Source organism: Daejeonella sp., assembly GCF_044232565.1.
Taxonomy (GTDB): domain Bacteria; phylum Bacteroidota; class Bacteroidia; order Sphingobacteriales; family Sphingobacteriaceae; genus Daejeonella.
In genome coordinates this window covers 1-11,944 of the sequence record NZ_JBIILQ010000067.1, presented here as the reverse complement: position 1 = coordinate 11,944, position 11,944 = coordinate 1, and the positions used below count along the sequence as shown (strand labels likewise).

The following is an 11,944-nucleotide window of genomic DNA, read 5'->3' as shown; positions in this document are numbered from 1 at the left end:
TACGCCCTTGAAAATCTAATAAAAAAATAATACTAACCCACGAATAACAAGCTTGTAGTTTAGACATCCGCATTTCTCAGCATGAGATTTCCCCGGACACTATTAGTTTATAATTAAAATAATCGGGTTTTAATATCCAATTGAGATAAATACTAGCCAAAGAGTGCATTAAACACTTCCTCCACCTTAGCTACAGTCTTTATTTCAATTTTGTATTTCTGCCATTCGGGCGATGTTTTCACGCCTTTACCTGATGGGAGGTTATATTTAGAGATAAATATCTGTTCAAATCCTAACTTTTCAGCTTCTGCGATACGTTGTTCAATACGGTTAACCGCTCTAATTTCACCCGATAAGCCTACTTCCGCAGCAAAACAGATCTTTGAATCAACCGGCATATCTTCATGGGAGGAAATAATCGCTACAACAACAGCTAAGTCAATTCCAGGATCTTCCACTCTTAATCCACCGGCAATATTCAAAAATACATCCTTTGCACTGAGTTTAAATCCGCAACGTTTCTCAAGAACAGCAAGGAGCATATTCATTCTTTTGGTATCAAAGCCTGTTGCGGAGCGCTGGGGCGTTCCATATGCCGAAACGCTAACTAGTGCTTGCGTTTCAATTAACATTGGCCTGAGGCCCTCCATCATTGCCGAAATAGTGATTCCGCTTAAAGGTTCATCACGCTGCGACAGTAAAATCTCTGATGGGTTTGAAACTTCTCTCAAGCCACTACCCTGCATTTCATAAATGCCCAGTTCAGAGGCAGAGCCAAACCGATTTTTCACTGCACGCAAAATACGATAAACATGATGTCTATCGCCTTCAAACTGCAAAACGGTATCCACCATATGCTCCAAAATCTTAGGCCCGGCAATCATTCCATCCTTTGTAATATGACCGATTAGGAAAACGGGAGTCCCGCTTTCCTTCGCAAAACGCAGAAGTTCAGCTGTGCATTCTCTAACCTGGGAAACACTGCCAGGCGTAGACTCAATATGTGCAGAATAGAGCGTTTGGATGGAATCAACAACTAGCAAATCAGGTTGCAGAATTTCAATTTGTTTGAAAATATTTTGAGTAGAGGTTTCTGTTAATATATAAGTATCTGCAGACGCAGACCCCTTTTTTCCGGCTTGAGGCAATAATCGTTCGGCACGCATTTTTATCTGCTGTTCACTTTCTTCTCCCGAAACATAAAGTACTTTTAGACCTGGTAGGTTAAGCGCAACCTGAAGCATTAAGGTTGATTTACCAATACCCGGTTCTCCACCAATTAAAACAATAGATCCACTTACAATTCCACCACCTAATACTCTGTTCAATTCCTTATCAGGGGTAATCAGTCTATTTTCTTCGGTATAAACAATTTCATGGATTGCGGCAGGTTTATTGGCTCGCTGCATACTTGTGGATCCCGTTTTCCAGTCGGGCACAGAAGCATTTGCTTTTTCAATAATCTCTTCAACAAAGGTATTCCATTGATTACAAGAAGGGCACTTTCCCAGCCATTTAGCAGATTCGTATCCACAACTTTGACAGAAATAAGCGGAACGTGTTTTTGCCATGGTTTTAAGATTTTTGTACTAATTTATTAAAAAGATGGGGATAGAGAACTGAATAATTATAAATAAAAAATGTGCAAACGAATAAACACCATTTGCACATTTTTTATTTAAGGCCGGTGCCTCTTATAGCTTAATTTCTTCTTCTTTCGAGTTTAAAAAATGAAACTCAGTTAAATAATAAGATGGAACGGCTTTTACCTTTATCCACTTACTAAATTTAAAGAACCACTTCCATTGTATTGAAATTAATCCTTTCTTAATGAAGGCCTCAATATATGGATGCACGCAAAGCGTAATACTACTCTCATTCTGCTCATTAAGAATATAGTTAAGATTATTCTCAATGTCATCCATTAAAATAATACTTGCCTTGATTTCACCAGTCCCATTACAAGCCGGGCACTTTTCATTGGTAACAATATTCATTTCAGGCCTAACTCGCTGACGAGTAAGTTGCACCAAACCAAACTTACTTGGGGGCAAAATGGTATGCTTGGCACGATCAAGAAGCATAAGCTCCTTTAAATAGTCAAACAATTCCTTTCGGTTTTGAGGTTTATGCATATCGATAAAATCGATAACTACAATACCGCCCATATCACGAAGACGAAGCTGACGAGCAATTTCCTTTGCAGCTTCCATATTAATCATGAGCGCATTTTGCTCCTGATTTTCATTGTTAGCTGTACGATTACCACTATTTACGTCAATAACATGCAAAGCCTCAGTATGTTCCACAACGAGATAGGCTCCACCTGGAAGATTTACCGTACGACCGAAAGCTGCTTTAATCTGCTTGTCGACGCCAAAGTGCTCAAAAATTGGCTCCTTACTACGATATAGTTTCACGATTTTTTCCATTTCTGGAGATATCTCGTGAACATAAGACCTGATTTCCTCAAACAAGGATGGATCACCAATATGAATATTGGTAAAATCGGTATTTAATATATCTCGTAGGATGGTCGAAGTACGACCCATCTCACCAAGAATCTTTTTTGAAGGTTCTGTACCAGGTAAGCGAGTAGTAAATTTCTCCCACTTGTCGATAAGATCCAAAAGATCTTTTTGAAGCTCAGCAACACCCTTCCCTTCAGAAACTGTACGAATTATTACTCCAAAATTTTTCGGCTTAATACCTTCAACAATCTTTTTTAGGCGGTTGCGCTCTGTATTACTTTTGATCTTTTTGGATATTGAAATAACATCCGAAAATGGCACAAGCACAGAAAATCGACCTGCAATTGAAATATCTGAACTTAAGCGCGGACCCTTCGTTGAGATGGGTTCTTTCGCTATTTGAACAGGTAAAATCATGTTCCGATTCAGAATTTCTGAAATTTTACCGGATTTGCTAATATCCGTTTCCAGTCTGAAACTATTGAGCAGTTTATCTTTGTAACTGCCTCCCTTTACAATCTTTGTCAGCTTTAAAAGCGACTGGACCTGCGGACCAAGGTCTAGATAATGCAGAAAAGCATCTTTTTCATAGCCTACATCTACAAAAGCAGCATTTAATCCGGGCATAATCTTTTTGATCTTGCCTAAATAAATGTCGCCAACAGCATAATTATTGCTGACTTGCTCAGTATTTAGTTCTACGAGTTGCTTGTCTTGCAGTAAAGCAATAGTAACCCCACTAGGGGATGAATTGATAATTAATTCTTTTACCAATGGCTAAATTTAAGACACCGGTATTAAACCGGTATACGTTTAAAATATAGAAAAAATAAAAACTAACGAATGGTTTAAACCTCCGTCGCTTGGTGCGGGAGGTTTAAATTCTTCATTAGCATTGATAATAATAAAGATCTTTTCAGATCAAATTATTTCGACTATTTTTTCTTATGTCTGTTTTTTCTCAAACGCTTTTTACGTTTGTGGGTAGCCATTTTATGTCTCTTTCTTTTCTTACCGCTTGGCATAATGTTGTTTTTTAAAAATGTTTTATAATTTAATTACTTAATTCGTTTATTTTCCGATCCACAAACTGACTCATATTAGGGTCAGCAGCAATCTCTTTTGTTTTCAAATAGGCAGCAATTGCATCTGCATTTCTATCCATGCTTTCATAACTGGAAGCTAAATAGAACCATGCTTCGGCGCTTGGAGCTATTTCAATGACTGTCTTAAAACGTTCAACAGCCTTATCAAACTGACCTGATTTCATAGAAAACAAGCCTAAATTTAAATTCGCCTTTAAATTTTTAGGGTCCTGCTTTACCACATCAAGTAATAAAGTGATCCCTTGCATAGGATTTGGTGTACCACTAACATAAGCAATACCCAATCCTGTTTTCACTTCTAGAGTATTTGGCTTTAATTTATCCGCCTTTTGATATGAACTAATCGCCTTCTGGACTAATACAGGTTGAATTAGTGTATCCATGCTTTGTTGATAAGCATCCGTAAATTTATCTCCGGCTTTTAACCAAGAATCAAAATTCGAATCATTTTCAGCAATCAATTCATAGTATAATGAAGAAGGGGTTGTAATATTAACGTCATCCCATTGCTGGGCGAGTTTTTTATACAAATCTAATTTCTCATCATCAGAGGCGCTCTTCAACTGGGCTTCAAGATCACTTATTAGCGACTTTAAACTAGCATTTAAGCCCTCCATAGAGGTTTTTGAAACTTCTTCCAATGAAATTGCTTTCAAGTCGGTAGCTACAGATGTAGTTGCTGACGCTTGATTTTCTTCACCTTCACTAGGTTTAACCAATCCTTGAATGTCTAACAAAAGCATTAAGCCCATCAGTACAGCGACCGAACCTATAACTATAATCTGCTTTTTGTTTAACATTTTTGATTAATAAAACTCTTTATTATTTATTACCGGTTTTAACCTTCTCAACAAAAACTTTCGCAGGCTTGAAACTCGGAACAAAGTGCTCTGGAATAATTATAGCTGTGTTTTTTGAGATGTTACGCGCAGTTTTCTTAGCTCTCTTCTTAACTATAAAGCTTCCAAAACCTCTAACGTAAACGTTTTCACCATTTACCATTGAATTTTTTACCACTTTAAAAAAAGCTTCCACAGCCTCTTGAACATCTACTTTTTCAATTCCAGTTTTGTTAGAGATCTCTGTTATGATTTCTGCCTTGGTCATATCTAATTTCTTTTATTTTTAACCTAAATAATACCTTATTTGGGGATGCAAAAGTATTGGTTTTAATTGAATTTGGGAAATAATTCTGCTTTTTTTTAAAGCAAGTCTCTATAAAACAATAAGTAAGGTACTTTTGTACCCGTTAATGAGCTAATATACTCTATCCAAATGAATTTTGCAGAAGAAATAATTGACTGGTACCAATTGCATAAAAGAGATCTTCCATGGAGAAATACGGATGATCCATACATTATTTGGCTATCAGAAATCATCATGCAACAAACGCGTGTTGAACAGGGTACTCCCTATTTCAATCGCTTTGCTGAAAAATATCCAACAGTAAAGCAGTTTGCCAATGCCACAGAAGAAGAGATATTAAAACTATGGCAGGGATTAGGTTATTATTCGAGGGGCAGAAATATGCATCACACTGCTAAGATAGTTATGGAGGAGCATGCTGGATATTTTCCAAGCAGATATGATGACCTTATTAAGCTAAAGGGCGTCGGTGAATATACTGCTGCAGCCATTTCTTCATTTTCATCAAATGAGGCCAAGGCAGTAGTTGATGGAAATGTTTTCAGGTTATTATCACGATACTTTGGTATTGATACGCCCATTAATTCGGGGAAAGGCAAAAAGCTTTTTACCGAATTAGCGAATGAATTGCTCGATAAATCGCAAGCTGGAGAGTTTAATCAGGCCATTATGGAATTTGGGGCCTTGCAATGCAAACCTAAAAATCCGGATTGCCTGGCATGCCCATTACAAGTGGATTGTGAAGCAAAAAGAACAAATCGTATACAAGAGCTGCCCGTAAAAAACAAATTACAAAAAAGCCGAGAGCGCTTTTTTAACTATATTTTTGTGTTAAAAGAGAATCAAATTCTATTAAACAAGCGTGGCCCAGGTGATATTTGGGAAAACCTATATGATCTTCCACTTTTTGAAAGCAAATCGCTTTGTTCTGCTCATGATTTAACCCAATCGGAAGATTTTATCAAATGCTTTGGTACTCAGGTGCACATAAAATCGATCTCGAAACCCATAAAACATATTCTTAGTCACCAGAAACTTCACACCAACTTCATATCCATAGAAAACTTTTCAGAAGATTTTCTAACAACAAAAAATTGGTTCTATGTAAGCGAAAATGACCTTGATCGCTTTGCGCAGCCTAAATTAATTTTCCATTTCTTAGAAAATTTTCGTACATTAAATGAATAATCTAATGAAAAAACCATGTCTGGAATCAACAAAGTTATTTTAGTTGGGCATTTAGGAAAAGATCCTGAAGTGCGATATTTAGATGGGGGTGTAACTGTAGCAAGCTTCCCACTAGCAACCTCAGAAACTTATAATAAGGATGGTAAAAAAATTGAGCAAACCGAATGGCACAATATAGTTATGTGGAGAGGTTTGGCCGATACTGCATCAAAATTCCTTAAGAAAGGTAAATTAGTATATCTTGAAGGTAAACTAAGAACCCGTTCTTTTGAAGACCGGGAGGGACATAAAAAATACTCGACTGAAATTGTTGCCGAGAACTTCACGATGCTTGGCCGAAAAACTGATTTTGAAAGTGAACAAAGCGATCAATCAAAGCAAATAAAAGCTGATAATTCTGGCGAAATGGCGAAGGAAGACAGGCCGATGAATTATGAATCAGGAGAAGCTGCCGATGATATTTTGCCATTTTAAACTCCACGTCTAATCAAGAATTAACATAGAATTTTGTTTTGTAAAACAATGAATACAAAACAGAAATCCTATTTTTACCACATCTTTTTTATTAATTCACTAAAAATAATGAAAGGAAATATGAAGAAGCATTTTTTATTGACAGGTATAGCCTGTCTTTTCGTTTTAATGGCTTATTCCCAAGAAAAGCTATTATTACGTCATCCCTCAATAAGTAAAAACGGATCCCTTATTTCCTTTTCTTATCAAGGCGATATTTGGACGGTTCCAGTAAGTGGGGGACGCGCTAATCGTTTAACAATTCATGAAGCATACGAAAGCAACCCTGTTTTTAGTCCCGATGATCGAACAATCGCATTTTCAGGTAGTCGATACGGCAACAATGATATTTTCACCATCCCCGTTGAAGGTGGCATAGCAAAACGCTTGACCTATCATTCGGCAGGAGATAATATTTCTAGCTGGACCAATGCAGGTTCAATAATATTTACAACAGGCAGAGAGTTTCGCCAGATTGAAAGAGATCCAGAAATGTTTTCAATACCCTCAACAGGGGGAACAGAGCAGAGAATAGCTGATGTTTTGGGTTTTGAACCCGTTAGTTCACCTGACGGAAAATTTATTGCCTTTACCCGTGGTGGTAGCAACCCAGTGGCTAGAGAGGATTATACTGGTTCATCCGATCGTGAAATTTGGATCATGAATACTAAAACTAAAAGCTATAATAAGCTTCCATTATTTTCCACAAATGATATTATGCCACAATGGGGCGATAATAATAGTTTGTACTTCTTAAGTTCTACATCCGGGACTTATAATTTGTACAAAATAACTATTGATAATGATGGGAAAGCTGCTGGAAAGCCACAGCAAATTACAAGTTATAAAGATGAGGCTATTAGGCATTATAGCATTTCTAAAGATGGATCAAGTATCGTTTTTGAAAAAGATATGAACTTCTATCTCCTTAAGGCAGGAAATAGCGAAGCAGTAAAAATAAAAATAGAAATAAATGCAGACGATCGCTACGATTCTTCGGAAAGCAAAATGCTAACAAGTGGGGCTAGCGAGTTTTCACTATCGCCAAATACCAAGCTTTTTGCATATACCATTCGTGGCGAGGTTTTCATCAAAGAAGCTGATAAAGAAAAGAATAGAAGCGTCAATATTTCTAATCATGCTTACAGAGATATGAATCCAGTTTGGTTAAACGATTCAACGCTTGTGTTCACTTCTGATCGCAAGGATGGCAATTTCAACTTATTTATGGCCGTTTCTAGTGATGAAAAAGAAAAAAATCTCTTTAAAACACTTAAACACCGCATTGTTCAAATAAGCAATACCGCCGAAGATGAAACCTCTCCTACTGTATCTTTTGATGGGAAGAAAATTGCATTCATTAGAGGAAGAGGTCAATTAATTGTAGCCGACATTACTGAAACTGGTCAATTAAAAAATGAAAAAATATTGCTTGATGGTTGGGCTGCACCATCAGGATTGGTATGGAGTCCCGATAATAAATGGTTAGCTTATTCAAAAAGTGATCTTTACGCCAATTTTGAAATTTTTATTCAGGCAGCTGATAACTCTACAAAACCTGTAAACGTAACCATGCACCCAAGAACAGAAACCAACCCTGTTTGGAGTCCAGATGGTTCAAAATTAGGTTTCCTAAGCTCTAGAAATAATCTAAGCGCGGATGTGTGGTTTGTATGGTTAAAAAAGGAAGATTGGGAAAAGGTAAACGAAGATTGGCAAGATATGCCTTCAAACGAAGCATCAGCATCTGGCAAAGCAGCAAAAACTAGTTCTAAAGCTATTCAAATAGATTTTGAAGACATCAGCAAAAGAACAGTTCAAGTGACTAGTTTACCTGGTGATGAAAGCGATTTTATTATTTCTAAGGATGGGAATACATTTTTCTATACTGCAACAAATAGTGCTGCAAGAGGCAGAGATCTTTACAGCGTAAAGTGGGATGGCAAAGAATTAAAAGAAATTACTAAAGGTGGAAGTAATCCATATTCTTTAGCGACAGACAATGAGGGAAAATCAATATATTTTTTCAGACAAGGTGGTTCACTTGCAAAAGTAGATGTAAAAAGCTCGGCGCAAGAATCATTACCTTACTTAGCTAAAATGACCATTGATTACCCTGGAGAAAAAGAGCAAGTATTTGAAGAGGCTTGGAGAACGCTAAGGGATCAATTTTATGATCCAAAAATGCATGGTTACGATTGGAATGCGCTTCGTAGCAAATACAAGGAAAGAGCAGTTTCTGCCTCCACAAGTGCCGATTTTAGAGATATGTTCAACCTGATGCTTGGCGAACTCAATAGTAGTCACATGGGATTTACATCTGCAGACAGAACAGAAACTCAAAGAGAAACTACCGGATTATTGGGAGCAGAACTTAGTCCAACGGCAGATGGTATGAAGGTAATTCGTGTGATACCAAATGGGCCATCAAGCAAAGTAGGAAGTCGCTTAATGGAAGGTGATATCATTACCTCAGTAAACGGCGAAGCTTTAAAAAAGGATGAGAACTTCTACAGCCATTTAGCTGGCACGGTCAACCAAAAGCTATTTATCAATGTAAAAGACAGCAAAGGTGCGTCCAGAGAAGTAGTAATCAGACCAGTAGCAAGCGCATCGGGTGCACTTTACGACGAATGGGTGCTAGAACGCAAAAAACTGGTAGAGAAATATTCCAATGGTAAATTAGGTTATATACATATCCAAGCGATGAGTATGCCTAGTTTCGAGGAGACCGAGCGCGAATTTGCAGCTGCTGGTTATGGGAAAGATGGTTTAGTAATTGATGTTCGTTATAATGGTGGTGGTAGCACTACCGATTATTTGATGTCAGTTTTAAATTACAAGCAACATTCTTATGCTATTCCTAGAGGAGCTACCGATGATTTAGAAAAGAATAAATTAAAATTCCGCGACTATTATCCGGTTGGCGAACGCTTAGTTTATGCTGCATGGATGAAGCCAACTATCGCAATCTGTAATGAAAATAGTTATTCTAATGCTGAAATCTTCTCTCATGCATTTAAGCAATTAGGTATTGGAAAGTTGGTTGGTATACCAACTAATGGTTCTGTAATTTCAACGGGATCAAAGTCATTTTTAGATGGTTCATCAGTGCGTGTACCGCTTAGAGGTTGGTATGTTAAGGCCACAAACGAAAATCAAGAGCTTGGTCCAGCGGTACCTGATATCTTAATAGATAATTCAATTGATTATATAACTAAAGGAGTGGATGAGCAGCTTAAAACTGCGGTAGATGAGTTATTGAAGCAATTAGGATCAAAATAATTAATTAGCCAGAATTGTAAAAGGGGATTAAATGATTATTTAATCCCCTTTTTACGTTTATCAGGTTTTGAAATTATTTCTTGCCCATTTCCATATAGTCGAGTGTTAAGCCAGTTAATGCTTTAACACCTAGTTTGAAAGCGCTTTCATCAATAAAAAAGTCGGGAGTGTGGTGTGATGGTGCCGTTTTTGGATCTGAGCCTTTAGGCAAAGCTCCCAAGAAGAAAAATAAACCGGGAACCTTTTCCTGAAAGAAAGAAAAATCTTCAGCACCAGTAATTGGTGGTGTAATTAGTACGTTTTGCGCACCGGCAGTTTTTACTAGGCTAGGAAGCATCTTTTCGGTTAATGCCAGATCATTAAAAGTTACCGGATAATGATTGCTGTATGGTATTTTAACCTCAGCAGTTGCACCTGCAGCTTCAGCAGTTTTGGTTGCAATGGTTCTAATTCTACTAATCAATAATTTTTCATCTTCAAGGCTAAGCGACCTAATAGTGCCTAGCATTTCAGCTTGCTCAGGAATAATGTTTGAACGAACACCAGAATGAATCGAACCGATAGTTACAACGCCAGCATTTTCAGTAATATTCAGGTTTCTACTTACAATGGTCTGTAAATTATTAATGATTTGTGCCGAAACAACAATGGGATCTATTGATGCCCAAGGCGCTGCACCATGAGCTTGTCGGCCCTTCACAATAATCTGCATATCGTTTACGCCAGCCATCATCCCTCCAGAGCGATAAGCAAGCTTTCCAACCTCTATTGAGGCCCAAATGTGTAAACCAAATATTACATCGACCTTTGGATTTTCAAGAACTCCTTCTTTTATCATTAATTCTGCACCCCCTTCAACTCCAGGAGCAGAACCTTCTTCAGCAGGCTGAAAAATAAATTTTACAGTACCCTTCAGATCCGCTTTCATTCCCGCTAGAACTTCAGCAACACCCATCAGCATAGCCGTATGCGAATCATGTCCGCAGGCATGCATTACCCCAACTTCTTGATTATTATATTGAGTTTTAACTTTCGATGCAAATGGCAAATTACCGCGTTCAGTAACAGGTAAAGCATCAATATCTGCCCGCAAAGCGATAACTGGTCCGGGTTTTGCCCCCTTTAAAATAGCTACAACCCCTGTTCTAGCCACTCCAGTCTTAACCTCCATACCCAAACTTTGTAGATGTTTAGCCACAATTGCCGCTGTTCTAGTCTCATTATTGCCCAATTCTGGATGTTCATGGAAATCACGACGCCATTCAATAATCTTTGATTCTATTTGATCTGTGGCTGTATTGGCTTTGGCCTTCAGCGGACTAGTCTGAGAAAATGCAGGCAAAGAAAATAACATCAATGCTGCTAAATATGATTTGTTCATGTTTTTTTTAATCTAAATTACTGAAAAGAATCTTAGTGTCCGAGGAAATTTTATTTGAAAGATCAAATCATAATGATTCTTTTTTGTTTGGATTTGGGTTTAATAGGGAGAATTGGAGTTTTATTTTTCTTCTTATTAGATTTTTAACGGCATAATGGTGTTGTTATTGACGTTTCCCGCTCTTGGCCGCGGGGGCTAGTCCTTTTCCTGTAGTTGAAAAGGACCAAAAAACCACCGCTGCGTCTGATGCTATGAAAGGTTCTGCGAGGGCTAGGCTTGTCATTGCCGCACCAGCCAAGGCGGAAGAAAGGTGACGAAGGGTCTATGCTAGGGAATTCTGCTAAATAATAAGATTAATTTTTAATATTCTTTTTACTTCTAACGTCAATCCACCACCCCGTCATCTCGAACATTCGGCCACAAATGTGAGGTTTAGCATTAATGTAACGAGTGGAGAGATCCCATGCTATTAAAAACTAATGTCAAACGTACCAGGATTTTAGGCGTCATGCTTTTTCCCTCAGCAGCTGTTAAACAAAAGGCAAAAGAAGGCATTGTGGTTTGGGGAGGGGCATTGTTTTACTCTTCTGTAAAACGCAGCCCGTGGGCTTTTGGCTTTAGTGTGCGGTTGGTTTGCGCCGGCTGCCTAAGTCCAAAGGACTCCTTCGGAGAGGAAAAAAAAGTCTTTTGTTTCTTTTGGACTTCAAAAGAAAGAGATTCATATTTTTTGATTAGGGTTTAATAGGGAAATTGGAGTTTTAATGATATTTCCCGCTCATAGCCGCGGGGGCCTTACCTTTTCCTGTAGTTGAAAAGTACCAAGCCGAGGCTCTTCGCCGAGACCATGAGAGCCT

Annotated in this window: 8 protein-coding genes; 3 read left to right on the top strand and 5 right to left on the bottom strand. The window is 37.9% G+C overall.

The features are described 5' to 3' along the window. Nucleotides 1-152: 152 nt before the first annotated feature. From radA to ACILQF_RS05570, 4 genes are all read right to left on the bottom strand, one after another. Nucleotides 153-1,571 carry a DNA repair protein RadA gene (radA, locus tag ACILQF_RS05585; protein WP_395626430.1) on the bottom strand — a complete coding sequence of 473 codons (1,419 nt, stop codon included), beginning with the start codon at nt 1,569-1,571 and terminating at the stop codon, nt 153-155. Between the two features lie 123 nt (nt 1,572-1,694). Next, a complete protein-coding gene (locus ACILQF_RS05580) occupies nt 1,695-3,245 on the bottom strand; it encodes a ribonuclease E/G (RefSeq protein WP_395626429.1) in 1,551 nt (516 codons plus the stop codon). A gap of 280 nt (nt 3,246-3,525) precedes the next feature. Next, a complete protein-coding gene (locus ACILQF_RS05575) occupies nt 3,526-4,377 on the bottom strand; it encodes a tetratricopeptide repeat protein (protein ID WP_395626428.1) in 852 nt (283 codons plus the stop codon). A 22-nt stretch (nt 4,378-4,399) separates the two neighbouring features. After that, a complete protein-coding gene (locus tag ACILQF_RS05570) occupies nt 4,400-4,684 on the bottom strand; it encodes an HU family DNA-binding protein (RefSeq protein WP_395626427.1) in 285 nt (94 codons plus the stop codon). Nucleotides 4,685-4,852: 168 nt separating this feature from the next. Here ACILQF_RS05570 and mutY point away from each other — a divergent pair, with 168 nt between their 5' ends. The 3 genes from mutY (at nt 4,853) to ACILQF_RS05555 (ending at nt 9,709) form a co-directional block, all read left to right on the top strand. Then, a complete protein-coding gene (gene mutY, locus ACILQF_RS05565; RefSeq protein WP_395626426.1) occupies nt 4,853-5,911 on the top strand; it encodes an A/G-specific adenine glycosylase in 1,059 nt (352 codons plus the stop codon). Nucleotides 5,912-5,926: 15 nt separating this feature from the next. After that, entirely contained in the window at nt 5,927-6,385 is a 459-nt protein-coding gene (locus ACILQF_RS05560; RefSeq protein ID WP_395626425.1) for a single-stranded DNA-binding protein, read from the top strand. Between the two features lie 120 nt (nt 6,386-6,505). Further along, on the top strand, nt 6,506-9,709 hold the full coding sequence (locus ACILQF_RS05555; protein ID WP_395626424.1) for a S41 family peptidase: 3,204 nt from the start codon (nt 6,506-6,508) through the stop codon (nt 9,707-9,709). A 73-nt stretch (nt 9,710-9,782) separates the two neighbouring features. Here the strand turns inward: ACILQF_RS05555 and ACILQF_RS05550 are convergent, their stop codons facing one another. Beyond that, a complete protein-coding gene (locus ACILQF_RS05550; RefSeq protein ID WP_395626423.1) occupies nt 9,783-11,090 on the bottom strand; it encodes an amidohydrolase in 1,308 nt (435 codons plus the stop codon). Nucleotides 11,091-11,944: the final 854 nt, after the last annotated feature.